Origin of the sequence: Ureibacillus xyleni, from assembly GCF_900217795.1 — a bacterium.
In the GTDB taxonomy this organism is placed as follows: domain Bacteria; phylum Bacillota; class Bacilli; order Bacillales_A; family Planococcaceae; genus Ureibacillus; species Ureibacillus xyleni.
On sequence record NZ_OBMQ01000003.1, the window covers coordinates 97,592 to 122,615 of the forward strand.

The following is a 25,024-nucleotide window of genomic DNA, read 5'->3' on the forward strand; positions in this document are numbered from 1 at the left end:
TAATGTATAATAATTTAAAACTTGTCTAGGCTAGTTTTGTGATTTAAAACAAAACGAGGAGTGATTTAGATGGGTATTTTGAGTAGAAATCCAAAAGAAGAGCCAATGCATTATGGCGAAGTGTTTGCAATTTGGTCACATGTGTTATCAAACAACGGTATGATTGCTGCCTATCAGACACTTTATAACCATACTGGGGATCAGGAGTTATCAAAAATAATAGAAGAGGCTTTGGCGGGTATTGAAGAAGAAAATAAAAAATTGAAGGATATATTAAAAGTGAATGGAGTTGGCCTACCTCCTGCACCACCTGAACGCCCAAATGCAAGACGTGACGACATTCCAGTTGGAGCAAAGTTTATGGACCCAGAAATTAGTGCAAAACTATCAGCAGATGTAGCAGCTGGCCTAGTTGCATGTAGCACTGCGATGGGGATGTCAACTCGAGAAGATATTGCCTACATGTATGGTCAATTCCATATGGCAAAAGCTCAACTTGGTGCAAAGTTATTAAGATTAAATAAAGCAAGAGGTTGGTTAGTTCCTCCTCCATTACATGTAAGTCCACAAGACGAAAGATAATCAAAAGGATAGGAGACAGGTTTAAGTCTTCTATCCTTTTTTCTATCCCTTTATTCCAAATAAAATCCGTAGTATCTTAATATTTTTAATAACAAAATGGTACATAAACATAATCATTGCAAAAGAAGTCGTAATTAAAACAAATGCTTTTAGCGCAATAGGCCAAGACAGATCATAAATAAAATAACCGATAGCAACAATAATCGGTTGGTGTAGAACATAAAAAGGCATTGATGCTTCACTTGTATACTTCAAAAAGTTATTTGAAAATGATAGATACTTATTTGCCAAATAAAAGATTACTAATAACCAGCTCCAACAATTAATCGTTTTCACACCATAAAAAATGATATCTTGTATTGAATTTGGTTTAGGTAGAACCATCATAAACCAGACAATATAAATAATTGAAGTTATGATAGCTAATGGCAAAAATAACTTATACGCAGACTTTAATGCAGGTTTAAATTCTGAACTCGAGAAAAAGTAATATCCATATATGAAAATTATGAAATAAAATACAATATCCCAGCCACCTAGCCCCATCGTGTTAATAACACCTGAGAAAAATAGAAGTGATGGAAGTATAAAAAAATAACACTTTCTAAACTTGTGTCCCCGTGAAAATACTTTAAACAACGGCATTGAAATAAATGAAAAAACAAGCAACACAAGTAAATACCAAAGATGCAGACCAGAAAAAGCAAAATTTCCACTACCACCAATGTCTAAATACAACCCTTCAAAGTAATGGGGAAGAAAATCCAATAATGACCCAGTAAATTGATGATTTGTAATACGTTCAATATAAACTTGAGGTGGAGATAAAATAAATACCCCGAAAATCAAAGGTATCCCTAATCGAACAAGCCGCTCTTTTATAAAATTTGATGTACTTCGATTGTTTAATGAATATGTCGTACTAATCCCTGAGATAGTAAAAAATAAAGGCATAAGCCATACACCTAAAAACAATGAAAATACGAATATTCCACTTGTTTCTATAACATTATTTTTGACATGCCAAGGAAACGGATTAAAAAACATAGAACAGTGATACAAAAATACCCCCAACGTTGCGATTACTTTAATCCAATCGAAATCATAATGTCGTACACTTTTCCCATTCTTCATGAAACACCTCTATTTGTGAAATAAACCAATATTACTATATTATAAAGAATGTCATCATAAAAAAAGGAAAAAGTTTAGTTAAAACTTCCTCCCCTAAAATGATTATTATGATACCGTAAGTGTTTTTTCTTTAATTGCTGCAATTATTTCTTCTGCAACATCATGAGCAAGTTCTAATTGAGAAGTAAACCCTACACACGAACAGTTCATTTCACCTAAAATATATTCATCTTCTCCAGCTTCATTTGTATCTAGTATAAAGTCTGCCGTCCAAATGAGTGGAAGATCATAATTTCCTAGTAAAGTACGCACTTCTGGCAGTTGATTTAAAAAACTTTGAACAAGATTTGACCATTGCTCAGGCGTATCGTAACGGTACTCTGCCCCTGAAAAAAGTGTCGCACTAAAGGCATCTTCCGTTTCAGCAGGTTTTTTGTGAACAACATAAAATGGTTTATCTCGTAGCATAAATAAACGTATTTCCCCCTCTTTAATTCGAGGTAAGAATCGCATGTCCACAATCATACCGTTATCGCCGACAATATATTGTTCACAATAATTGATGAACTCACCAAGTCTCCAAAACTCAACATGGTTGTCTTTAGCTTCCGTACATTTAATATGTGCATCTAATGGCGCTTCTTCTTCCCCATTTAACGAATCCACTAACTGAACACGCCATATTCCTTCCCCTGTTGACCCACGATTTTGTTTTAATACCCGTTCTCCATATGCTAAAGATTTTGGAAATTGATGTTTAAACTCATTCATATTGTAATAAGCATATGTATCATCTGGTACTAATGTTGTTGATGTCAATTTGACAAGAACATCCTTTGACCCGTACCCAATCATTGCATCAGGGTGAGGCATTCCGATAACACCTTCATCACAAAGACGTCGTAGCATATTAAAGTAACATTCTTCTTCTTTTAAGTTACCAGGATTAATACGAGATACATAGGCAATACCATTCGTTGAAACATAGTTATAAATCTCTTCTTCACGAGCTTTGTTATAAAATATTACTTCTGCCTCCACGCCCCGTTCTTTTAGTGCGTTCACCATTGGCATTGTATCTTTGCGATAACCGTCTTCACCTTTATCATTTCCACCTTGCACTTCAAAGAAAATCACTTTATTTCTCAATTAATTACCCCCTTTAGGATTACTTACTTATCATTATAAAGGTAATTTATTGAAGTAATTTACAGTAGATGTAAAATTTATGTGTACTTTTTATTACAAATGCTTAAATTTGTAAATTCACAAAGTTTTATATAAATTATTACCAAGCATGAACTTAGGAGGTCAAATATGTTTCAAAATAAAGTGGTCATTGTCACTGGTGCAGCACAAGGAATTGGAAAAGAGGTGGCTACCCAATATGCAAAAGCGGGGGCGAAAGTTGTATTAGCGGACTTAAATGAACAATTAGGAGAAGTTGTTAATGCTAATTTAGTTGAACAAGGATTCACAACTACTTTTATAAAAACGGATGTTCGTAAAGAAGCTGACATTAACAATCTTATGAAAACAACCGTGGAGCACTATAATACAATAGATATTTTAATTAATAATGCTGGCGTCTTTACACCTATCTCGCCTTATGATCTTGATATTACTATCTGGGATGATGTCATTAATACGAATTTACGAAGTGTTTTTTTATGTTCACGGGAAGCGGCTAAATTTATGCGGTTAAATGAGAATGGTGGGGCGATTGTATCGATGGCTTCCACGAGAGCTTTTATGTCGGAACCAAATACAGAAACATATGCTGCCACTAAAGGAGGTATCATTTCCCTTACTCACGCTTTAGCTAGCTCATTCTCCCAAGATCATATTCGAGTTAATTGTATTTCTCCGGGGTGGATTGAAACAGGGAATTACGAAGATCTGCGTCCCATCGATCATGAACAACACTTTTCTAATCGAGTAGGCAAGCCTATAGATATTGCGAAAGCATGCTTTTATTTAACTGATGAACGAAATGATTTCGTAACAGGGATTAATCTTACTATAGATGGTGGTATGACGAAGAAGATGATATATGAGGAATAGATTTTTACTCTCTTTTACTTTTTCTAATACACAAAAATTCTGTTTTAACATGAATTTTTGCAAAATTGATACATTCAAGTTGACGAACAATCACATCTGTATTACATTTAAATAGAATCGATTCCATTGTTATATAACAATGAGCCACACTAATTTCTTTCTTAACATTATAAAACCGAATAATAGCCATCTGCCAATGACTACTATTCGGTCCTTTTTTGTCTTATTAATATGTAGTTGAGAGATCTCCAACTTTTTCTTTTTTGTCTTTTTCGATTTGTTTTTTCTTTTTATTCACTTCAGATCGAAGCAATAGTGAAATTAAAAGAGATACTGCAATTAGACCTGTAAAAATATAGAATACAGGGATATAGCTATTTGTCATATTTTTTACTGTGTTTACTAAGATTGGGCCAAAAATTCCACCTAGTGACCATGTTGTTAATAAATAACCATGAATTACACCAAGCTGTTTCGTACCGAATAAATCACTCGCATAGGCTGGTAAATTCGAGAAACCACCACCATAACAACTAACTACTAGGAAGATGAAAACTTGGAATAATAATACGTTTGTTGTGAATGGTAATACTGCAAATGTAATAACTTGAATAACGAAAAAGATAACGAAAATATTTGGACGACCAATATAGTCAGAAACTGCTGCCCAAATAAGGCGTCCCCCACCATTAAACATTCCCATTAATCCAACCATCGCAGCAGCACCTGCAACCGATAATCCTACAATTTCCTGTGCCATTGGTGAAGCAACAGAAATCATCATAATACCAGCTGTAACATTCACTAAATGCATTGACCAAAGCATCCAGAAGTACTTAGTTTTCACTGCTTCTCGAGCTGTCATTTGCGCTAAATCTTGTTTCACTTTTGTTTTACCAGCTGTAGCTGCATTTTTCATTCCTTCTGGCATATAACCTTGTACAGGAGGCGCAATATATGATGCCCCTAAAATCATTAAAACAAAGTATGAAGCTCCTAAAATAAAGTATGTAGTCGAAATTCCTACACCTTCCATTAAGTTCGCTGCGACTGGTGCAGTGATTAATGCTCCAGATCCAAATCCTAAAACAGCCATACCTGTTGCTAAACCACGACGATCCGGGAACCACTTAACTAATGTTGATACAGGTGCGATATAACCGATACCCATACCTAAACCACTAAGAAGTCCATATGTTAACCAATAAAGTACAACAGAATCCATTAAAATTGCTACTCCAGCACCTGCTTGTCCTGCTCCAAATAGAACAGCTGCAACCATTGCTGATTTTCTAGGTCCTAATTTTTCTACTAAACTACCAAAAAGCGCTGCTGCAAAACCAGCTAGCCCCATCATAATCGTGAATGCCACAGTTACATTTGTTTCACTCCAACCCATCTCAGTAACAATTGGCAGTTTATATACACTATAAGCGTAAGCCCCGCCAATCGACAGGTGGATTGCAATCGCCGAAAGTGCAATTAACCATCGATTTTTTTTCATAATTTCTCTTTTACCCTCTTTCTTTCTAACTGTGAATAAGTTGTGACAACTACTTTATTAAGATAACATTTGGAAAATATGAAAATCAATAGTTTTTACGAAAAAAGTTATTTTTATAAAGCAGATTTTTTCTACAAGAAACAGAAAATAATTATCTAAAAGGGAAAAACCAATCTCAAACTCATTATTCTGAAAATTAAAATCGACTATTATAAAATAATATAATCATAAAATCATTTCACATTTCTAAGCTTATACAAACATTAACAACACTTTATCTACAATGATATTTGACGAGAAAAAAATTACATAACAAAGAAAATTACGCACATTTTTTAGTTACTTTATTATTAAACAATAAAGTTAATGTTTATATTTATTATAAAATTAATGTTTTAAAATTATATTTAATTACCAATTAATTACTACTCATTAATATATTGAAAAAGTTGCTTTCTTACCCTTTTTCGTTACAATCATTATAATTATTATACTTTTTTGCAAAATAAAAACACCTTCTAATGATAGAACAAACTCTACATTAAAAGGTGATAATTTACTTTTATCGAACAATTAATACATCACATTTCGCTAAACGAACAATTCTTTCCGCAACTGAACCAATAATCATCTTTTCAACTTGGTTCACACCCGTAGCACCACAAATGATTAGTTGAGTATCTAGTAATTGAGTTAAAATTTCTTTTGGTGAACCTGACTCTACTTTTGTTTCTACATTTTCAACACCTAAAGATTGTGCTTTCTTTTTTAATTCTTCAATCTTTTCAGTTCTATCTCTTTTTAATTGATCCGCGTATTTTAAATCATAGGCAGCAATGGAACCAAATGATTTTGTATCAATTACATTTACTAATTGTAATGTTGCCCCATTATTTTTAGCGATTTCAACAGCACGTTCAAATGCCTTGATTGATTGTTCCGAAAAATCAATCGCAACGACGATATTTTTATAATTATTTACCATAATCATCCTCCTCTTATTAAACAAATCATATTCGATTTTTAAGCATTAGACAACAAATCCTTTATAAAGACTATCATTGTATATTAAAAGCATTCTTACAAATAATAAGAGCGGTGTTAAAAACACTATAACAACGATGTGGAGGGATTTGTAATGAATAATTTTCGTGAAGGCTTAATCCCTACTGTATTAGGGTCAGCTGTTACCGCCGCTGGATACGCAATGAAACAAAAAAGTGGATCTAACAAAATGTTAGCAAACACCATTTTCGGATTCGGCTTAGCACATATTGTGTTAGGTGCAATTGACCTTGTCGAGCATCGTCGTTAGTTTAGAAGAGCACATTTTCGTGCTCTTCTTTTTTTGCCCCAAAGTAGTCATTTTCTCCCTCTTACTCTTTTAGTTCCTTCAACATTAGAAACCATATATTGAAAATTGTTACAATAGAATAAAAATCGAGGTGAACGTATGGGTGAACTAATCGGGAACTTCATAGCAGTTATATTTTTCATATTAATGAGTTACTTCGTCATCTTACTAATCGTTCGTTTCATTAGTAACGTAATTTATTTTTTCAAATGGATGAAGATGACACCTCGTGAACGTGAAAAAGAATGGAGACGTAAGAAGAGAAGAAAAAGTAGTGCTGATTCTGGTTCATCCGATTCGTTTTGGTCTTTTGACACTAGCAGTTCGGACAGTGGAGGAAGCGATGGTGGAGGGGGATGTGACTAATCATTACGATTCTATCAAATAAATAGATCCTACTTTCAACTTTCAACTAATCTATTTGCCCTTTTCCTCTCTCTATTTTTACATATTTTATAATAATAATTACGGTAAATAGAGGTGTTAAGATGGCCCGATTGAAGTTAGGTTTTTGTTATCCTGGTTACCGTTATTGTGGGCCTGGTTGCAGTGGACCTGGAGCACCAACGAACCCAGTAGATACTTGTTGCATGTACCATGATGAATGTTACTTATACTATGGAGATAAAAAATATTGCGATGAACTTTTTCAATATTGCTTATATCCATATATCAACCCCTATAGCAAAATGGGGAGAGATGCAAGAGTGTTCTCGAGAGCCATTCATTTAAAGAATTTCTTTTTTTAATAATTCTCTTTATAAAGCCCTCTCTTATTTGGAAAGGGCTTTTTCAATTAATCATTACAACATGTTCCATCTTCATTTAAATGTCCTGAACGGTTAATTTTTGTTTCCAAGTAATTTTTATTGTATTCAGAAACATCTCCCCATAACTGCTTTCTCCCAGCTACAGGTAAACCGGATGCTTGCAATGCTTCTATCTTTTTTGGGTTGTTTGTAATTAATGTCACTGGTTTCTCTCTTAATGCATGTAATACACGAATCGCATCATCATAATTTCTGGAATCGTTGACGAATCCAAGCATATGGTTTGCATCTACGGTATCGTAGCCGTTTTCTTGCAAAATATAAGCCAATGCTTTACTGAATAATCCAATCCCTCTTCCCTCATGATTTGCTAAATAGAACAATGCACCTGTGCCATGTTCTACAATCATTTTCATCGATTCTTTTAATTGGTAACCACAATCACAACGTTTACTACCAAAAATATCACCTGTATGGCAAATAGAATGCATACGAATAATTGCATCATCACCATTTTCAAAGTCGCCGTAAGCAAGTACGCTCGATTGCTGCATTTCTGCTAAATTTACTGATGATAGCTTATCAATAATCCTTTCAAAATCCTCCGTTACTTCTTCACAATTTAACCAACAATACCAATGAAACGTAACTGTTTCACCGTATAAATTAACTGGTAATTGTACCGGCCCTACTAAATAGATGGCACCTTCTTCTGTGTGAATCAGCTTAATTTTTTCTTCCAAAATAGACATCACTTTACTATTTAATTTTGCTTGTGCCAATGCGGATTCCTCCCTCTTTGCTGTTAGTTTGGTTACTTTAGAAAAATTTATGTTTCTTTAAAATCAAACGGTCATAAGAGTATTCAGTTAAAAATTATGGTGATATACTATGAAATACATATATAGAGAAAATGAGGTAAAAATTATGAAATATAGTTTTCGAAATGATTATAGTGAGTTATGCCATCCTGAAATTTTATCCGCCCTTATAGCTGCTCAAAACGAACAAAATATTGGGTACGGTCTAGATATACATACTGAAAATGCGAAACGACTTATACAAGAAAAGTTACAAAGCAACAATTGTGATATTCACTTTGTAACAGGTGGAACGCAAGCAAATGCTACAATCATCTCGCATATTTTACGTCCTTATGAAGCGGTATTAAGTTGTGAATCTGGACATATTAATGTTCATGAAACAGGTGCTATCGAAGGAACAGGACACAAAGTATATACGGTTGCTGGGCAAGATGGAAAATTATCACCTACTGATATCATCAATGCACTTACATATCACACCGATGAGCATATGGTGAAAATCGGAGTCGTTTATGTATCCCAATCAACTGAAGTTGGAACAGTATATAGTGTTGCTGAACTAAAAGCTTTATATGAATGCTGTAAGGAAAACAACCTTTACTTATTTATTGATGGTGCGCGTCTATCAAGTGGACTAGCCGCAAGTGATGTCGAGTTCCATATGTTAAAAGATCTTTGCGATGTGATGTATGTCGGTGGAACGAAAATCGGAATGATGAGCGGTGAAGCCATTGTGCTGTTTAACGAGCAATTAAAACCATATTTCCGTTATCATATTAAAAATAGAACAGCAATGCTTGCGAAAGGCTTTGCAATCGGAATACAGTTTGAACGAGCGTTTCAAGATAATCTTTATTTTGAGATGGGAAAACATGAAAACGAACTAGCTCATTTTCTAAGTCATGAACTAAAATCATTAGGCGTTCCTTTATTAAGCGAATCTCCAACGAATCAAATCTTCCCTATTTTAAGTAAAGAAGAAATTGAAGAATTAAAAGAACTGTATGATTTTGAAATTTGGGGAGAAGTAGAAGATAAAATTGCCATCCGTTTTGTTACTTCATGGGCAACAACAAAAGAGGCTTGCATTGAACTAATTGAAGATGTTAAGAATGTAATTTCTAAATAAATGAATAAAATCTTCCTAATTCTTATATAAAGAAAAAGGAAGATTTTTTATTTGCCTACAATATAAGTTTTTAATAAAGCTAAACGTTCCCGGATATGGGATTTTGCAGCCACGCTTCGAGGCGTTTTTGCTGCTAACACATCTGCTTTTAAACCAACAACATCGGCTAGAAATTTCGCCCTTGCTAAATGGTAGTCATTGGAAACAATCGTAATGTGATTAACTCCTTCTGGTAAATAGTCTTTTGAAAATAGTAAATTCTCATAAGTAGAAGTTGATTTTTCTTCCAATTGTATTCTTAATGGGTCAATCCCCGCATCAATTAAATATTGTGCCATAACGGATGCTTCTGTTGCTGGTTCATCGATTCCCTGTCCTCCTGAAACAATAACTTGAACATGCTTATGAGTTTGCAAATATTCCACCGCAACATCTAATCGGTTTTGTAACGAAAGTGAAGGATTTCCGTTTGGCTTAATTTTAGCACCTAAAATAATTAAATAATCATTAGAACCATCTGCAACTGGTGTTTTGCCATTCTCAATTTTTTCACCGAGCCAAGAATATCCGCTTCCTAATATTAAAAGGAATACGATTCCCCCGCCAAACCAAAATTTCATATACTCACCTCTTACCTCTATTAAACGAATAAGAAGAGGAAAGGGTTCATACTTTTTCCAATTTATTCAATTTCAACAAAACGTAGTAACTGATGTATTAAATCTGGCATTTCATAAAAGCCGCTTTTTATATGCAAACGCTCTGATACTTGATGTGCGTCTTTACCATATGGCCCTAAGTTCATTACGGGTGCATTAAATTTTGCAATATGCTCAAAAGGTATATCGTAAGTTCGGTTCCATACTGGTGTATTTTCTTCATACGCTTTCCAACCATTATTATCCATTAGCTGACAATAACTCAAATCACATATTCCATTAAAATAATGTACTTGTTGTAATGGAATATCATACTGTTGTGAAGCCTTTAAAACTACTTCAATCGCTTTTTTCGCTAGCGGATGATCACTTGAATTCACAGCTGGATAAAATGGTGGTACAAATAACACCACGACTGCTGGAGCTAACTCCTGACATTGAATCATCAATTTATCTGCAATATAGAACGATTGGTCACGCTCATCTAAATTTGGAAGAGCTATTACTCCTTCAATTAGCTGCTCCACGTGGGATTTGCCTAATTTTTTTGTCGCATACTCTAGAAGTTCACTATATCGAATCGTTCGTATCTCACCGATTGGACTAATTTTCATTTTTGCACAAACTTCATCATACCGCGCTTGGCACTTCTCCATGGCCTTTTTCGTTACATTTTCAAACATATTGAATATTTCAGATGCACTTCTTTTCATTAAGAAGACATTGTACATCGCTACTGCTCGATATGGCGTTTGTGTAGAATATTGATCTTTTAAATCCTGTAATTTTAAAGCGACAGGAAGCGGAGTCGTTTCACCATAAACTGTTTCACAGAAAGTATCGTTCCATTCCATTTCTATTTCCAAATAGGCGCTCATAAAGGGTGCACTGATGCCCTTTAACGGTTCACCAACATGGGTTTCCTTTCCATAAAATAACGCTGCCGGCATTACCTTACCTATTGAACCTGTATAAATATATTCCTTTGTATCATAGGGCCCTTGAGAAAAGGATGGTTCACTATTCAAAAATAGACAAATATCTAAATCGTGTTGTTCTGCAACTTCCCCAATATGTTTTACTGCAACACGCATACCAGCTGAACTTACTTCTTCGTCCGGTACGGTAACTAACAGTAAATTTAACGCCCACTCTTCTTCTATTGCTCGTTCTAAAACTTGCATATGAAGGGCAAGACCAATTTTCATATCCATTACTCCACGACCGAACAAGTAATCACCCGTTTTCAGATCGTTTTGTGCCTGCTCATTTAGCATCCATTTCGCTTCTTGAAATGCTTGTGTAATCATTTCAGGCTCCGTCGCAAGCGGCATAAGAGCACCATATTCTTCAATTTGGACCGTGTCGAAATGGCTAATAAGTACAACTGTCTTTTTGGCGTTCGGATGCTTATACATGGCAGAAAGTACCTGTCTTCCACCTTCAACATCAACGGTTTGTAAATAGTGAGGATTGGAATTGAAATAAGGCAATAATTGAAATTTTGCATACAGCTTTTGTGAAAATTCCTGTTCACCTTTTGTTAATGTTTGACTTTCCCAACGTACAAGCTCGTATAGTAATGATTTTAATTTTTCTGGAGTATCCCATTTCATCGTATCATCCTTTACTCGAAGATATTTTGAATACCCGTAAACAATTCCTTAAACTATCATTAGCCATTTAACGATAGTGTTAACATTACAAATAGTGGAATTCGTTTAATTTTACAGAAAACCTTATAGAGGTACAAATATTTGAATTTAGATTGGTTGCAATATGAATATGGATATGTTGTAAAATGAGTTGGATAACATTTAAGGAGTTGCTTTATGATGGAATTTTCTTGGGAGATCGTCTTACAAAAGATAAGCGAAAAAATTTCAAAGCCAAGTTTCGAAACATGGTTCAAACCTACAGTAGCTGAACTCAACTCTAATACTTTGACTATTTATGCCCCTAATTCTTTTGCGAGAGATTGGTTAGAAACACATTATGAAGAAATGATTGGTAATGTTACAGAAGAAATCTTCAGTAAACCATTTGAAATCATCATCACGAATAGAGATAATGCGAATGCGGAGAGAAAAAGTAAAACAGAGTCAGTTTCAACTTCCAACACTACTTACGATTTATTGATTAATCAAAACAAACTCTTACAAGAAAAAATGGAAGAACTCGAAAAGCGTATACAACTACTTGAACAAAGGTTAGAACATTAAAATTTGCGCTCTCGATATACGACTTAACCAAAATTATGTGAAAACTTCCGTGAAAATACCTATAATTCGCACTTATTTACAATTAAGTCCGATGTGCTTTTTGGTATTATTATAAAAATAAGCTCAGAGTAATTCTGAGCTTAAATCGTTATTGACCTTTCCTAGCTACAATAATCATTGCCTTTGAATCCACAGAATATTGTTCACCTTTAAAACTTCCCATTATCTCTACATTTTCAAAGTGTAGTTTATTAATAATCGTAATTAATTGTTTTGATGTAACTGGAAATAGAGCAATCGTATTTTCAGTTTCCAAATCCTCACCCTTTAACTTTGTAGTAAAAAGAATATGATCCTCTTTTTTCATATAATTGCGTGTGAATGTGAAATCTTCTTTTTCAATGACAGGAAACGAAAAGTTATCATTTGATAAAACTTGGTCATAATTAACAAGTTGAAGAATCAATTTTCCACCGGGATTTAGTTTATTAATACACTTCTCTAAAAAGTCTTCAATTTCCTTTAAATTTTGCAAATGAGGTAACGTGTTGCCAATACAAAGGATGCCATCAAAAGAACCGTTGATTAGATTTATTTCTAGCATGGTTTGAGTGTAGATAGCTAAACGGCTCTCTTTTGCTTTTGAACGAATCCATTCTACCATTTCTTGATCTGGCTCGGATGCTGATACATTATACCCCTCGTTTGCTAATGCGATGGCCATATTCCCTGTTCCTGCCCCAATATCTAGGATTGATTCCCCTTTTTGAAAATGATTTGCAACAAAGTTCAAAGCAACTGGATTTAACGGAAAAATCCGATCATAGTAGGATGCAAAGGATTGGTAAAAGGACATGGATAATACTCCTTTAATGAATTTATCCGTTTATTATTAACTGATAAAAATTATCCATACAGTTTTTTATTTGTGGTAAATTTTTATCCAATTAATAAATCTATCTGAACCAATCGATACTTTATATCCATTTGCCTTAATTGTTACATCATAATTTTCTTTTTCACCATTTTTCTTATACACATTTATGATTTTATCTGCTTCTTTGTAAGAACCAACAAAATATTTCAACATTTCCCTTAACTTATGTATTTTTCGATATTCTTCTTTTAAATTAGTCCTATATGCCGTCAAACCAATACGCGCTCGATACTCTTGACCATGTTTGTATTCAGGCCCGCTAGAACCATGATCCACAAAATGAATGCCTAGATTTGATGCAACAGGGTACGAAACTTGCCAATCATAATCATCTACACTAAAACCTACTTCTCTTGTTAAAATATTTACAGTTTTCTTCCAATCTAAGTTGTATTTACTTTTCACGGTCGCTCCAACCCATCCATCCGCTTTTGCAGAGCCTTTCGATGGGATATGTTTGATAGTACTTGCCCCTAACCCATATTTCGGCTTCACTATTGAACCTGCCGTTACTGGAGAAGGTAGTACTTTTGTTCCGACAGGGAGTAAATCATAAATTGGATCATGTAATAGACCACCACTTGCATCTGCTGAACGGTATCGAGGATAAATCGTTCTATAATTTGCAAAAGCTTGAGAATAGTTGTAGTTGTAATTTTTCCCTTTTGGCGTTTTGAAAACGTAATGAGTTGCTATATCTTTACGAAGAACAAAACCGTAAACATCCCAATCTTCATTTCTTAAATGGATAAACTTTGGATCCTTTTGGAAGGCAATGACCTTATGATACACAAAATCATCATTCTCCCTACCAGCATGCAGCGTTTCCCCTTTTTTAAAGGTCCCTACTACTTTGCTTTTCGTATCGAGTGCAGAATATACTTTAGTATCTACTTTAGCTGTATAGGCTTCGGCATACGTGTCCGTATAATCATTCGTTGTATATTCAATACGATATGAAGACTTGGTTGGATACTTTTTGGCTGGTTCTTTTTGTGGTACAGGTTGAATGACTTCTTCATTTCCAGTTATTTCCTGCTCCTCATCCATTATCCAATCATTCGTATGAGTTTGTTCTACTGGTGTTGTGACAGGAAACTTTAAAAATTTTGTCTCCACATTTCCAAAAGCAAAGTGAGGTACATCGTCAAGTTTAACTCTTGTCCATTCACTACCAGATCCCCACGTTTGAACCTTCATTCCCTTAGGCAAAGTTTTTATTACTTCACTATTTGTATTTAAATCTACATATACATTTACATCTTCTATTAATGTAGCTTCAATATAATCACTTGCATAAACTTTTTTTGAAAAACTTTCCTGAGTAAGTAAAAAAATAAAAATGAGAGATAAGAAAAGGAACAAACTTGATTTTTCTTTACTAAATTTCAAATTAATAATCCTCCTTGTATTATTTTTACCTAATTTATACAATTATGGTTGGGAATAGTTTATCAAACTTAAGAATTATTGTAAAAGAGTTTTTTGTTTAGGTAATATTATTTTCTAAAACGTTTATGTCATTAATGAGTGCAATTGAAAAAGCACCCTCAGTTGAGAGTGCAATTAATAATCATCTATTCATGCGGTTTTGAAACTGATTCCAAATCACTCGATGCTTTTGAAACCAATCGAACAATTTCTTTGCTTTGTCTTGGGCCTCAAATACAGTTGGTTGAACTTCATCATAAAATAGATGCGGATTTATCGGAGTAATTGGCATTCTAATGACTACAGCCGCTTTACCTGCCCGTTGAATGACCATATCCTCCTCAACATAATCTTTGAATGCTAAAATAAAGTCTTCCGCTTTTTCCTTTAACTTTTCAACTTGTATGTCAACCGCTCCATGAACAAACTTGTGATAGATAAATACGTCTTTAGGTAATGCACTTTTTCCTAAGCCGATAAATGTCGCGGCAGGCCCTTTTTCTCCTGGCTTCGGCATTGTTAACTCAGGGTACCGGCTCGTCACATCTTTCCAATAATTTAACCAAAAGTTCGTAATTCCCTGATTGACTTCTGTTGGGACATATTCTCCCCCATTACCGCTTCTTACACCACTGGATTTGTATTTTTCTATACCTTTACGGAGCACATTTATTTTATAAGCTGCACGTTGACCTAAATCACTTTGCTGGCTATAAAATTCGATTACTTGTTCAAACGTTATGTAATAGTGAAATTTATGTATAGCCTGATAACGCTCAATGTATTCCTGAGGAGCAAACAAAACCGTGTAACATTCCGCGCATTTTCCACGTCGAACATACTCTGCAGCACGTTTTGTATAGTCTTCTGCCTGTTTTTTTTGGAAGTTTGCATTTATTTTATTTTCAATTAAAAATAACATTTCTCCCTTTTCACCTTCAAAAGCGATTTCTAAATCCGATTCCCGCTCAAGTTCAAATACGGAATGGTCTGTGCGTACTACTTTCCCAATACAATGATTTAATCCTATAGTTTTAGTTAAAAACCATTTATAAAAAACTTCTGATGAGTAAAACTCTTCCAAAAACAATAAATCAATATGTAGTTCACGTACTTTATAATTCAAGATTGGTTCCATCGTATATCTCCTTTTTATGTGGCGATAATTAATTATTTGATAAAACTAGGAGAATTCCCTTCATAAAATAAAAAGCTTCAAATCCTAATAACTAGAAATTTGAAGCCTCCATTTAATTTATTACGTATTAAATAAGGTCCCATCAAGAGCTTTTATATATCTTTCTCCTGATTCTATGACTCTTTGTTTTGCCTCTTCTTTGATTATGCGATGAAAAGCATCATACAATCGACTAAACTCAATATTCCTTATATCATTTAAGATTCTTTCGACAGTTGAACTTGGTAAAGGGATAAAATTAGCATAACTATACATAAAAGATACCCATTGACGATCTGCCACAACCCGAACAATATCTCCAGTAAGTAAAATCCCTTTTTGTGCATGACCATTTTGCCACTCTAAAATTGTAGCGCCTTTATAATGGCCTCCCAAGCGATGAAGAACGATACCTTCTTGTAATTCTAATGACTCACCAGACCAGAAAATGATGTTATCACTTTGTCTCGTTACCCATTCTTTATCATCTTCATGAATATAAATTGGCGCATTGAAAGCTTCTGCCCATTCAACTTGACTAGAATAATAATGTGGATGTGATAACGCAATGGCATCGATTCCACCTAATTCTTTGATTTTTTCAATCGTATGTGGGTCTAGGAATGTTATACAATCCCACAACACATTATAACCTTTGTCTTGTACAAGATACGCTGTCTGGCCAATACCAAAACTCGGGGTCGTATTAATACTATGCAACCCCTCTTCTTCTAAGTTAATACTATTTTTATAGATACCTGATTCCACCATTTGACTTAAGGTAGTCCAACTTTGACCCATTGAACTTACATATTGTCTTTCTTCTGTACAAATAACACAGTAACTAGGTACCTCATTTGTACGCTCATACTGTACCCCACACGTCTCACAAATATAATGAACCATAAACTATTCTCCCTTAGCATCAAAAATTGTTTTTAAACTTTTCATAAAGGTTTTTTATCTACAGAAGTCCCTTTTTGGAAAAAACGGACATCCTTTAAAAAGTTCGTTCCAATGACCCCGGCAATAATAAGAGCAGATCCGATTATATGGTAAATAAATATCTCCTCATTTAATATGATTGCCCCCGCAATAATCGAGACTACCGTAGACATATTGGAAAACACACTCATTTGTGAAGCTGAAATTTTCGATAATATAAAGTTTGATAACAATGACGTGACAAAAGAAGCGAGAATTCCAAGAAATAAAATCGAAAATACGAAATTTAAGTTTGTCCAAGGAGTAAACATAGATTGTAAAGTTTGATTTGAAATATGGGTTACTAGTGAAGCAACATTAAAAAAGATGAACCCAATTCCTAGCATAAAAAAGGTAATTTCTAAAGGCTTAAACGACTTTATTAAAGACCGTGTTAGAACTGTATACCCGGACAATGACAAACACGAAATCAATAGTAATAAGATACCTGACCAACTGGAAAAGGAAACAGAACTACCTTTCATCATATAGATGTAAATAACACCAAAAACGGATATGAAAATAGAAATTTTCTGTCCTATTGATGTACGCTCTTTTAAAAAAACGGATGCCATAATGGTCGTAATAATCGGTATCGTTGCAAAAAGGATCCCCGCCTCTGAAGAAGGGACAGATTGTAATCCAAATGCTTGAAAACTGAAAAAGAACGTCGGATAAAGGATGGTTAACGGTAGTAATTTATAATACTCTTTTATCCTTATATCTACTTTTACAACTTTTAGTAAAATTAATAAAGAAACTGTCAAAAAAGCAATGGTGAAACGGAACGCTAATGTATCTAGTGGGCTCGATTCAGTCACAGCTGTTTTTGTAAATAAAAAAGATAAGCCAACAATTAATGCATTTGTAATAGCACCTATATATGCTAAATAAAGTCCATTCCTCACATAACACATCCTTATCTAATTTTGTCACGATTTCATTATACTGAAATTATTTGGAAATAAATTCATACTTTTGAATGAATTTTTTGGAATTAAAAAAATCCTGAATCAACAAACCTTTTCTTAATACTTCCAATATGAAAAGTAGATCAATTCTCAAGTAATAATGGCGTGATTTTTGAATACTTCCTAATTAAATAATTGTTAATTTATACAGGTTAAAGATTATCAAAAAGAGGCATGGTTATATGAAAATTATAAAATTATTTACTATATTAAAATGCACACTTTGAAAGATGAAGGCCTGATGTAAGATCCCAACTTTATAGGTATAAGGTTAAAACAAATCAAAGCGAATAACATTGGCCCATTGGACATTAAGAGAATTACGTTCTATAGAAAAATTGATACTAGAGGAAAATAGCTTTTAGAGGGACGGGAAATGGAGCCGAATTTTAACAAATCGGGATGATAACAAATGAGAGAAGTCTTACTATAGTTGTATAAACACACATCATTTCTATCTCAAATATATTTCTTGCTATCCTTACCAAAAAGAAAGTGCAAAAATGATTGATTTGTACTATTTCTATTTGACTTTTCCATAGGATGATGGATAATTAATAGAATGTAAGGAATATTAAATTAGAGAGAGAATAGGAGAGATATGATGTTTGATCAAGTTGCGGTGGGTATTTTACAAGCCCTTACAGTTGTAGCTGTTGTAGCTGTGGTGGTAATAATTCCTCTTGTTGATACAATGGTACACAAGAATTAAAGAAGCTAAAACAAAACTCAGCACTGAAAATGAAAAGCCGGTGATATTTTACTCGTTGTAAAATTCCACCGGCTTTGATTCTTTTAACCAAGAAAAAACAAGACCCAATCACTAATCTTAGCTTAGCTCTAGATAAAATAAAAAGAGAACCCTTGATATACAAGTAATTAAGATAGACTAATCTTTTCCAAAAAGTTGCATGAGTGTTTAATAATAAGGGTGATTCTTTATAAGTTCAAAAACTATTTAACTCCAATTTTAAGCTTTCTACAAATTCATTAATTTGTTCCATTTTTACTCTTAGGCATAACGCAGGACCGCATTCTGATGCACTGTTATCATTTACCAAACTTGCATCTAACACAAAAATTAATCTAAAAAAAGAATCTCTTTCCTCTCTTTCCTCTTCGGGTATATGAAGAAAACCGAAACCAGGGTAATAATAAGGGCCATATTGTGGAACATGATAAATATACAACCCCGGATCATGAAACTCTAGCATACTTAGATGATTACTATCAATGTGTTTTAAATCATCTAATAATTTTAAAAAATCTCTTTTTAAACAAGCTATTTCCGAATGAATAACAGGGAAAGATTTACCATATCGGAGATGAATTTGAAATTTTACACTCTGATCATTAACTAATTTTAAATTTATTTCAACTTCACAATTAGGTTGATAACTGTACTCTTTTAATTTAGCCATTAATAAATCACCCTTTTTTATGAGTAAGTAGATAAAATACAACAATCCACAGTAATAATACCATGGATTGCTGTATTACTTTATGAATTTTCAGGAAAATGACTATATTAATTAAACATTTCCCCGAAAAGAACTTTTATGATCAATCAATATCTCCAACATACTGCCAAGTACTTTTAATCCATTTAGTTTTCTGATGGGTTTCAGGGTATACTGTATCGATTAAATCTGTATTTGGTCTCAATAATACAGCAGTTTTTTGACCTACTGTAGCGTTCTGATCCCAAGCAATACGTTCACGACTCCACCCATCTACATATTTCGTACCTTTAGTCAAAGCGTCAACTATCATTTTTCCAGTAATTTTACGATCTACAGCTTGGTCTGCAGCATGAGAAGCTATTTTAACTACACGCCCTGCTGAAGTTCCTACAATATATGTAACGCCTTTTCTTATTACAAGTGTTGCCAGTAATGGAATAATAGAATAATTGGTGCTACAAATGGTTGCACTTCAGACTCAGCAATTTACAGGGCTCGATATACGTGATGAGCTTGCGTAATTGTTCGCTTTTATGGACTAATCTTAAACGAAGGTCGGCACACAAATAATATTCTATTTTTATATGATCCATTGAAAATAACATGGGAGCCCTCCAGTAGTTGCGAGGAATCGTTAGTGGTTAACAAAATAAATATGGAATATTGCTTGCTCTGATAACTTCCGTCCAAAGGAAATGGATTTAAAAAAATTTTTTTAAAAAATTTAATATAATGAAGCGATAACTAAAATTACACCATTGATTTTAGCTCGTTTCATCCATACGATAAAGTAAAAGCAGATGGCCAATTAAAGTTGTATTACTTCACTTCTAGACCGTCTGCTTATGCGTTTCAACAAATATTAAAATAATTATTCCAAAGTCATACCCTAATAGAGTAAAAGTGTAAAAGCATGCATAACTCAGGCATAATCAGCTTTTTCAAGCCACGCACAGCATTTACAATGTATGGTATGTGTAGAATTTGTGTAGAAACTTTTCGTTTTCTAACAATTCTCAAAAAAAGGAAAATCGCTTCAAACCCTTAACTTTAAAGGGTTTGAAGCGATTTTAAGCTGGTTCAAACTTGTACTATCTGAACCTAATTACGTCCCAGGAGGGATTCGAACCCCCGACCGTACGCTTAGAACTAATACTTTATATACCGCGCATTTCCCTACCGTATCAATGTTTAGTCTACGATAAGTACAACGGTCACTTTTAGAACTTAGACCGTTTTCTGCTATTTACAATTATATATGATATTAGTTAAAAGAAAAAGCAAAATCTAATTGCTTTTACCAACTAAAACAAAGAATACAATTACACACCAATTATGGTAAAATTTATATACATATATATCATTTCAGAATGAGGGGTTATGTTTATGAAGAAAAAAACTTTTCTACTCGCTTTAATAGCCATTTGTTTAATTATTTTAAGCGGTTGTAAATCCGATTTAGAAAAAGTAATAGAGGAAGAAAGAAATTTTATTGATACTACATACACTGATATGTCTATCTTAGAATTAAACGATGAAGAGTTTGATTCTAAATATGAAAAAATTTTAGAAGAGCATAAAGGTCAATACATAAAATGGACGGGTGAAATCTCACTTATTAATAGCTTATTTAATGAATTAAAATTAAAAGAAGAAGGTCTACCGGAATTAGTTATAGATTTTGAATTTGATATTGCCGATTACCTAGAGGAAAACGGTTATACTAAGGGAGATTTAATTACAGTATCTGCACTCTTACACGATTATAATTCAATAGGAGATTACTGGAGCTTGAAAAATGGTAGGGTTGAAGAAATGCCTAAAAATGCAGAGAAATTAGCAGAAGAATATAGGACAGCTTATGAAAGTAAAAAAGCTATTAAAAACGAACAATTAATTGCGGATTTAATTCGTTATGATGTAATTACCACTGAACCAATATATGATAATTCTATTTTATATAAAATTAAAATTGATGAGAAATTTTTAGATATGTCAACATTAAAGAATATTGTTAAAGAACTTCATACACTTGAAAATTTAGAAAATAATAAATATGATTCTCTATTTATAGATTTCTACTTACCGAATGTTGATTCCTATACATCAGAAAATACAATTGCAGAAGCACATATTGCATACACTCAAAAAGGACGCGGACAAGCGATTCTAGAAAAAGAAAATACGTTTGATATTATTATTTATAAGGATGGAAAGAGATATAAACAAGAAGTATTTGATTTATAATTATTTTAGGGGATAGTGTTTACTATCCTCTTTTGTATTTCCCTACCCCACCGTTAAACCCCTTTTAATCTTCAAATACCTGTTTCCTAGCTATTTTCTACGTGAAAAATTTTTAGGTTTTATGGTATAAAAATTTGCCCTTATAGCATCTCGTTTTACCAACTAAAACCGCGCTGTATCAAGGTTTCCCAAACATTATATTCCTTGTTTTCCTTTTAAGAATGTGCAATACTTCGATATATAAGTATATTAAATTCTATATTAGAAAGGGGTGAAATATGGTGCATAAAGAGCAAACGGTAGGTATGTATATAAATCTACCAAAACAACTAAAAGATGATTTTAACCAAATGTTGCAAAAAAAAGGTGCTTCAATGTCTGCCGTTATTAGATTATTAATTACAGACTATTTAACGGAAAATGGTACACCTTCAAAACCGAAGTTAATAGGTAAAAGAATTAATAAAAAGAAAGGAAGTGCTTAACATGAAAAATGCAAAAAACCGCGCAAGAATTACTTCTAGTATCCCTAAAAGTTCAAAAGAAGAAGTAAGAGCATTTGCTGAAAAACATAAAATGTCAATGAGTAAATTTGTCGAACTAGCAATTCGAGAAAAACTCTCTAAAGAAATGACCGCGCGGAAAATAGTTACTTTTACAAAGTCTAAAAACAAGGAGGAAATGAATTATGAATACACAAGTCTTAATCACTAATTTAAACAACTGGGGTAGTAAATTAGCGGAAAAAGAGTTTCAGCACTTCTCACAATTAGAGCAGAAGGAAATAAAAAAGGATTATGCTTTAGCGGTAGAACAAGCTAGGGATTATAACGATAGTACAGAACTTGTTCGAGTAGTGAAAGAGTTTACTAATTTAGTAGGCAATATGGAAGGCTTTTTCTTTGAAACAGTTCAATAAGCGGAAGTTTTCCGTATACTTATCACAAAACGACATCAACTACTTGGATTATGTAGCGGAAGAACTAGATACTACAAGGGGAGAACTAGTGCGGAAAGCATTAGAACAATATGTACTAAAGTTAAAGTGTATATACGGAAAGATAGATCAATAACGCTAAATTCTTTAAGTCACCCCAAAATATCAGCATAGCCTACCTACACATTTAAAACGGTATGGTACTTTTTCTTAGGTACGGCATCACTACTATACACCGCTCCATAAATTAGCACTTTACCTCAGCATGAGCGGTTTTATATTCCCTATTACTGAACATAAAGCAGTTGTATTATAGCAGAGTTTAGAGCCTTTCATATAGGGAAATACTAAAATGAAAGGAACTTTTATGATGATAAAAAGAGAAGTAAATAAAAAGCAGTTCAATGAAAAATTCATTGAACCAGTTAGAGCACTTTTCGAAAATTGTAATTCTATAAACAATCATTACTTCCTAACAATTCCTCAACCGATTTCACGTTGTCTATTCTTTAGTAATAATAATGTATATGCAGTTTTCACTATTTTACTTACATGGTTTGGCGATAATGGGAAATGGGATGTTTCAAGGTCAGTTTTAGCTAAACAATCTAGAGTTACAACAAAAACTGTCGATAAGGCTATCAATGAATTGGTAGTCAAAGGTTTTATACGTAAAAAAGTAAATATCCGAGGAAATGAAAAAGACTTTAATACTTATATTCTCAATGATTTAACTAAAAATCCTTTTCTCATTCTAAGTGAAGCAATATATACGGTTGAAAACAGTATAAAAAATGTGAAAACGGATAAAGCAGTAGAGTTGCTAGTAAAACCGTTAAACAAAGAAAACACTTCTTCAATTCTAATTGAATGTATTAAAGATGAAGCAAGTAAAGATTCAACCAAAGCATTTCACGTAGCTTATAATGAGGTTTCAATACACTTTGAAAAGACTTTAGGTATAGAAGTAGGATTTATTCCCAAAAAGAAAAAATCCGCTAAATTAGCGGAAAATAAAAGAAATACAGTTACCTTTAAACGTAATAGAGAATGGAATGGCGCTCCATCCTCTAAATCTAAACCCAAAATCCGTTTAGGTGGTAAAACTGTTAATTAATAAAAGTGTACCCTACTTTTCAAATAGTGAGAAGTAGGGTAAATTATTCTCTACACCTAGAGAAAAAAATTCCCTACCCCTAGTGTAAAATTTACGCATAAGTAAATATAAAAATAATAAGTATAAGATAGTTATAGTCAAACCATAAATCAAAGACTAAAACTGATTAAAAATTTTCCGTAGTTATTAGTTATAAGAAAGACCGTAAACTATTAGCAACTTCTTCAACGTCTAAATGAAGGTACTTAGTAGTTACTGAAATATCACTATGTCCCAACGCTTTAGATATTACCGCAACATTTGCTCCTTTATCTAATAATGATTTAGCAAATCCTCTTCTTAGTGCATGGGGATTTATATTTTTTAAACCGTACATCTTGGAATACATATTTAAGCGTTTTTGAATGTTGTTATGTGTTTGTGAAGTTGCTATAATGTCACCGAATTTAGTAATGAATAATAAACTATTCTCTTTTCCATACTCTCTACGAATAACTGCATTTTGTTGAATTAGTACTTCTAACAGTTTCTTTAACATTTCATCAAAAGGTAATTTAATCTGCTGATGATTTTTCATTAGACTACCTTCAAGATTTAAAACATTGTTTTTAAAGTCGATATGACGTTCTTCAAGCTGAACCAGTGTATTAATCCTAATACCAGTTTTAAACATCATAAGCATGGCTGTAGCGTCCCTTAACTGAACAAAATTAGTTAAGTCTAACACAGATAACAGAGTATTAATTTCCCTTTCTGTTGCTCCTTCTTTTACCATTTGATCTACCTTAATATTTATTGTTTTCCAAAACTTTATTTCAACCCAACGATTATCGAAACAACGAGATAGAAAAGCCTTCAAACATTTTAAGCGTGTAAGTTTAGTTTGATTACTCACATTCATACCATCTAACCACTTGTATATAGTATTAGTTGTAATATCAGAAACAAACTGGACACCTGTTACACTTTGAAAATGTTGAACATGGTGCATATAGTCATTGATAGTTCTTTCTCTATACCCACTTACCCTCATTTGCCTTGTAATCACGTCTAAAGCATTTAAGATTAGAGGAGAAGTAGAAACTACCTCCGAATGCAATATCTCCTCTTTAGTGGAAACAGAATGCGCGGAAGGAAGTTCTTCAATCATTTTCCTTACATCAACACCAATATCTAAAACACCTTTTCTTTTAGTCACGACTAAAACCTCCTATACCATAAGTGATTAAAGTCAAAAAACAGTGTAATTTCTTACATGACCGTTATACTGACCGTTTCACTTTATGATATAAAAGGTTGAAAAATCGCGGGAAATTAGTTCCCTTATTTACGTCCCAGGAGGGATTCGAACCCCCGACCGTACGCTTAGAAGGCGTATGCTCTATCCAGCTGAGCTACTGAGACATTATCACTTAAGGAGTGATTTCCTTAAGGACAATATTAATTATATCAAACCTAAATGAAATGTCAACAACTTAAATAACATTTTAAGAAAAATTTTCTTATGTTTTTTAGGCT

The 25,024-nt window shown here is 33.3% G+C and carries 27 protein-coding genes and 1 tRNA gene; 12 read left to right on the forward strand and 16 right to left on the reverse strand.

From position 1 onward, the window contains the following. Positions 1–69 precede the first annotated feature (69 nt). Entirely contained in the window at positions 70–582 is a 513-nt protein-coding gene (locus tag CRO00_RS06035) for a DUF3231 family protein (protein ID WP_097072778.1), read from the forward strand. Positions 583–624: 42 nt separating this feature from the next. Here CRO00_RS06035 and CRO00_RS06040 read toward each other — a convergent pair whose 3' ends face one another. Further along, a complete protein-coding gene (locus CRO00_RS06040) occupies positions 625–1,716 on the reverse strand; it encodes an acyltransferase family protein (protein WP_097072779.1) in 1,092 nt (363 codons plus the stop codon). Between the two features lie 105 nt (positions 1,717–1,821). Continuing rightward, a complete protein-coding gene (locus CRO00_RS06045; protein WP_097072780.1) occupies positions 1,822–2,865 on the reverse strand; it encodes a Cj0069 family protein in 1,044 nt (347 codons plus the stop codon). 168 nt (positions 2,866–3,033) lie between these two features. Between CRO00_RS06045 and CRO00_RS06050 the strand changes: the two genes are divergently transcribed. Beyond that, entirely contained in the window at positions 3,034–3,780 is a 747-nt protein-coding gene (locus CRO00_RS06050) for a glucose 1-dehydrogenase (protein WP_097072781.1), read from the forward strand. A 226-nt stretch (positions 3,781–4,006) separates the two neighbouring features. Here the strand turns inward: CRO00_RS06050 and CRO00_RS06055 are convergent, their stop codons facing one another. Then, entirely contained in the window at positions 4,007–5,284 is a 1,278-nt protein-coding gene (locus CRO00_RS06055) for an L-lactate MFS transporter (RefSeq protein WP_097072782.1), read from the reverse strand. Positions 5,285–5,846: 562 nt separating this feature from the next. Next, on the reverse strand, positions 5,847–6,269 hold the full coding sequence (locus tag CRO00_RS06060; RefSeq protein WP_097072783.1) for a universal stress protein: 423 nt from the start codon (positions 6,267–6,269) through the stop codon (positions 5,847–5,849). A 153-nt stretch (positions 6,270–6,422) separates the two neighbouring features. Between CRO00_RS06060 and CRO00_RS06065 the strand changes: the two genes are divergently transcribed. The 3 genes from CRO00_RS06065 (at position 6,423) to CRO00_RS20430 (ending at position 7,387) form a co-directional block, all read left to right on the forward strand. Next, a complete protein-coding gene (locus CRO00_RS06065) occupies positions 6,423–6,599 on the forward strand; it encodes an asparagine synthase (protein WP_097072784.1) in 177 nt (58 codons plus the stop codon). Positions 6,600–6,737: 138 nt separating this feature from the next. Beyond that, complete coding sequence (locus CRO00_RS06070) at positions 6,738–7,004, forward strand: hypothetical protein (RefSeq protein WP_097072785.1); 267 nt, start codon at positions 6,738–6,740, stop codon at positions 7,002–7,004. A gap of 122 nt (positions 7,005–7,126) precedes the next feature. After that, complete coding sequence (locus tag CRO00_RS20430) at positions 7,127–7,387, forward strand: Parvovirus coat protein VP1-like protein (protein ID WP_097072786.1); 261 nt, start codon at positions 7,127–7,129, stop codon at positions 7,385–7,387. 47 nt (positions 7,388–7,434) lie between these two features. On the opposite strand, the gene CRO00_RS06080 is transcribed toward CRO00_RS20430, so the two are convergent. Next, the gene (locus tag CRO00_RS06080; protein WP_097072787.1) at positions 7,435–8,190 is read right to left on the reverse strand and encodes a GTP cyclohydrolase II; all 756 of its coding nucleotides are present in this window, start codon (positions 8,188–8,190) and stop codon (positions 7,435–7,437) included. Between the two features lie 145 nt (positions 8,191–8,335). Here CRO00_RS06080 and CRO00_RS06085 point away from each other — a divergent pair, with 145 nt between their 5' ends. Further along, a complete protein-coding gene (locus CRO00_RS06085; RefSeq protein ID WP_097072788.1) occupies positions 8,336–9,361 on the forward strand; it encodes a threonine aldolase family protein in 1,026 nt (341 codons plus the stop codon). 47 nt (positions 9,362–9,408) lie between these two features. Here CRO00_RS06085 and CRO00_RS06090 read toward each other — a convergent pair whose 3' ends face one another. Both CRO00_RS06090 and CRO00_RS06095 read right to left on the reverse strand, forming a co-directional pair. Beyond that, a complete protein-coding gene (locus CRO00_RS06090) occupies positions 9,409–9,981 on the reverse strand; it encodes a YdcF family protein (protein ID WP_097072789.1) in 573 nt (190 codons plus the stop codon). 62 nt (positions 9,982–10,043) lie between these two features. Beyond that, complete coding sequence (locus CRO00_RS06095; RefSeq protein WP_097072790.1) at positions 10,044–11,636, reverse strand: M20/M25/M40 family metallo-hydrolase; 1,593 nt, start codon at positions 11,634–11,636, stop codon at positions 10,044–10,046. Between the two features lie 219 nt (positions 11,637–11,855). Here CRO00_RS06095 and CRO00_RS06100 point away from each other — a divergent pair, with 219 nt between their 5' ends. Further along, positions 11,856–12,242 carry a DnaA N-terminal domain-containing protein gene (locus CRO00_RS06100; protein WP_161946622.1) on the forward strand — a complete coding sequence of 129 codons (387 nt, stop codon included), beginning with the start codon at positions 11,856–11,858 and terminating at the stop codon, positions 12,240–12,242. Between the two features lie 148 nt (positions 12,243–12,390). Here the strand turns inward: CRO00_RS06100 and CRO00_RS06105 are convergent, their stop codons facing one another. The 7 genes from CRO00_RS06105 to CRO00_RS06135 all read right to left on the reverse strand — a co-directional run bounded on the left by CRO00_RS06105 (position 12,391) and on the right by CRO00_RS06135 (position 19,500). Next, a complete protein-coding gene (locus tag CRO00_RS06105) occupies positions 12,391–13,098 on the reverse strand; it encodes a class I SAM-dependent methyltransferase (protein ID WP_097072792.1) in 708 nt (235 codons plus the stop codon). 66 nt (positions 13,099–13,164) lie between these two features. After that, positions 13,165–14,571, reverse strand: coding sequence for a hypothetical protein (locus CRO00_RS06110; protein ID WP_097072793.1), 1,407 nt, complete (start codon positions 14,569–14,571; stop codon positions 13,165–13,167). Between the two features lie 181 nt (positions 14,572–14,752). After that, the gene (locus tag CRO00_RS06115; protein WP_097072794.1) at positions 14,753–15,748 is read right to left on the reverse strand and encodes a PD-(D/E)XK nuclease family protein; all 996 of its coding nucleotides are present in this window, start codon (positions 15,746–15,748) and stop codon (positions 14,753–14,755) included. 120 nt (positions 15,749–15,868) lie between these two features. Next, a complete protein-coding gene (locus CRO00_RS06120; protein ID WP_097072795.1) occupies positions 15,869–16,693 on the reverse strand; it encodes an MBL fold metallo-hydrolase in 825 nt (274 codons plus the stop codon). Between the two features lie 41 nt (positions 16,694–16,734). Then, entirely contained in the window at positions 16,735–17,679 is a 945-nt protein-coding gene (locus tag CRO00_RS06125; protein ID WP_237658339.1) for a DMT family transporter, read from the reverse strand. 1,010 nt (positions 17,680–18,689) lie between these two features. Further along, positions 18,690–19,163, reverse strand: coding sequence for a hypothetical protein (locus tag CRO00_RS06130; protein ID WP_097072797.1), 474 nt, complete (start codon positions 19,161–19,163; stop codon positions 18,690–18,692). Positions 19,164–19,305: 142 nt separating this feature from the next. After that, positions 19,306–19,500: a hypothetical protein gene (locus CRO00_RS06135; RefSeq protein WP_141396944.1), complete on the reverse strand. Its 195-nt coding sequence runs from the start codon at positions 19,498–19,500 to the stop codon at positions 19,306–19,308. Between the two features lie 1,091 nt (positions 19,501–20,591). On the opposite strand from CRO00_RS06135, the gene CRO00_RS06140 reads away from it, so the two are divergent. The 5 genes from CRO00_RS06140 (at position 20,592) to CRO00_RS06160 (ending at position 23,506) form a co-directional block, all read left to right on the forward strand. Next, positions 20,592–21,452, forward strand: a complete 861-nt coding sequence (locus tag CRO00_RS06140) for a hypothetical protein (protein ID WP_097072799.1) — start codon at positions 20,592–20,594, stop codon at positions 21,450–21,452. A gap of 278 nt (positions 21,453–21,730) precedes the next feature. Next, positions 21,731–21,937: a ribbon-helix-helix domain-containing protein gene (locus tag CRO00_RS06145; RefSeq protein WP_097072800.1), complete on the forward strand. Its 207-nt coding sequence runs from the start codon at positions 21,731–21,733 to the stop codon at positions 21,935–21,937. Position 21,938: 1 nt separating this feature from the next. Continuing rightward, positions 21,939–22,166 (forward strand): hypothetical protein, encoded by a 228-nt coding sequence (locus CRO00_RS06150; protein ID WP_097072801.1) that lies wholly within the window; start codon positions 21,939–21,941, stop codon positions 22,164–22,166. Next, complete coding sequence (locus CRO00_RS06155; protein WP_097072802.1) at positions 22,141–22,371, forward strand: hypothetical protein; 231 nt, start codon at positions 22,141–22,143, stop codon at positions 22,369–22,371. The genes CRO00_RS06150 and CRO00_RS06155 overlap by 26 nt, the downstream gene beginning before the upstream one ends. A gap of 370 nt (positions 22,372–22,741) precedes the next feature. Continuing rightward, positions 22,742–23,506, forward strand: a complete 765-nt coding sequence (locus CRO00_RS06160) for a hypothetical protein (RefSeq protein WP_097072803.1) — start codon at positions 22,742–22,744, stop codon at positions 23,504–23,506. Between the two features lie 190 nt (positions 23,507–23,696). Here the strand turns inward: CRO00_RS06160 and CRO00_RS06165 are convergent, their stop codons facing one another. Both CRO00_RS06165 and CRO00_RS06170 read right to left on the reverse strand, forming a co-directional pair. Further along, a complete protein-coding gene (locus tag CRO00_RS06165) occupies positions 23,697–24,704 on the reverse strand; it encodes a tyrosine-type recombinase/integrase (protein WP_237658340.1) in 1,008 nt (335 codons plus the stop codon). A 132-nt stretch (positions 24,705–24,836) separates the two neighbouring features. Continuing rightward, positions 24,837–24,910, reverse strand: a tRNA-Arg gene (locus CRO00_RS06170). Positions 24,911–25,024: the final 114 nt, after the last annotated feature.

Bases quoted from the DNA above. Each gene is read 5' to 3' on its own strand.
- CRO00_RS06095 (WP_097072790.1), bottom strand. From the start codon at position 11,636: ATGAAATGGGATACTCCAGAAAAATTAAAATCATTACTATACGAGCTT.
- CRO00_RS20430 (WP_097072786.1), top strand. From the start codon at position 7,127: ATGGCCCGATTGAAGTTAGGTTTTTGTTATCCTGGTTACCGTTATTGT.
- CRO00_RS06105 (WP_097072792.1), bottom strand. From the start codon at position 13,098: ATGTCCTTTTACCAATCCTTTGCATCCTACTATGATCGGATTTTTCCG.
- CRO00_RS06065 (WP_097072784.1), top strand. From the start codon at position 6,423: ATGAATAATTTTCGTGAAGGCTTAATCCCTACTGTATTAGGGTCAGCT.
- CRO00_RS06035 (WP_097072778.1), top strand. From the start codon at position 70: ATGGGTATTTTGAGTAGAAATCCAAAAGAAGAGCCAATGCATTATGGC.
- CRO00_RS06115 (WP_097072794.1), bottom strand. From the start codon at position 15,748: ATGGAACCAATCTTGAATTATAAAGTACGTGAACTACATATTGATTTA.
- CRO00_RS06085 (WP_097072788.1), top strand. From the start codon at position 8,336: ATGAAATATAGTTTTCGAAATGATTATAGTGAGTTATGCCATCCTGAA.
- CRO00_RS06055 (WP_097072782.1), bottom strand. From the start codon at position 5,284: ATGAAAAAAAATCGATGGTTAATTGCACTTTCGGCGATTGCAATCCAC.
- CRO00_RS06145 (WP_097072800.1), top strand. From the start codon at position 21,731: ATGGTGCATAAAGAGCAAACGGTAGGTATGTATATAAATCTACCAAAA.
- CRO00_RS06090 (WP_097072789.1), bottom strand. From the start codon at position 9,981: ATGAAATTTTGGTTTGGCGGGGGAATCGTATTCCTTTTAATATTAGGA.
- CRO00_RS06050 (WP_097072781.1), top strand. From the start codon at position 3,034: ATGTTTCAAAATAAAGTGGTCATTGTCACTGGTGCAGCACAAGGAATT.
- CRO00_RS06150 (WP_097072801.1), top strand. From the start codon at position 21,939: ATGAAAAATGCAAAAAACCGCGCAAGAATTACTTCTAGTATCCCTAAA.
- CRO00_RS06060 (WP_097072783.1), bottom strand. From the start codon at position 6,269: ATGGTAAATAATTATAAAAATATCGTCGTTGCGATTGATTTTTCGGAA.
- CRO00_RS06040 (WP_097072779.1), bottom strand. From the start codon at position 1,716: ATGAAGAATGGGAAAAGTGTACGACATTATGATTTCGATTGGATTAAA.
- CRO00_RS06120 (WP_097072795.1), bottom strand. From the start codon at position 16,693: ATGGTTCATTATATTTGTGAGACGTGTGGGGTACAGTATGAGCGTACA.
- CRO00_RS06070 (WP_097072785.1), top strand. From the start codon at position 6,738: ATGGGTGAACTAATCGGGAACTTCATAGCAGTTATATTTTTCATATTA.
- CRO00_RS06160 (WP_097072803.1), top strand. From the start codon at position 22,742: ATGAAAGGAACTTTTATGATGATAAAAAGAGAAGTAAATAAAAAGCAG.
- CRO00_RS06100 (WP_161946622.1), top strand. From the start codon at position 11,856: ATGGAATTTTCTTGGGAGATCGTCTTACAAAAGATAAGCGAAAAAATT.
- CRO00_RS06140 (WP_097072799.1), top strand. From the start codon at position 20,592: ATGAAGAAAAAAACTTTTCTACTCGCTTTAATAGCCATTTGTTTAATT.
- CRO00_RS06130 (WP_097072797.1), bottom strand. From the start codon at position 19,163: ATGGCTAAATTAAAAGAGTACAGTTATCAACCTAATTGTGAAGTTGAA.
- CRO00_RS06155 (WP_097072802.1), top strand. From the start codon at position 22,141: ATGAATACACAAGTCTTAATCACTAATTTAAACAACTGGGGTAGTAAA.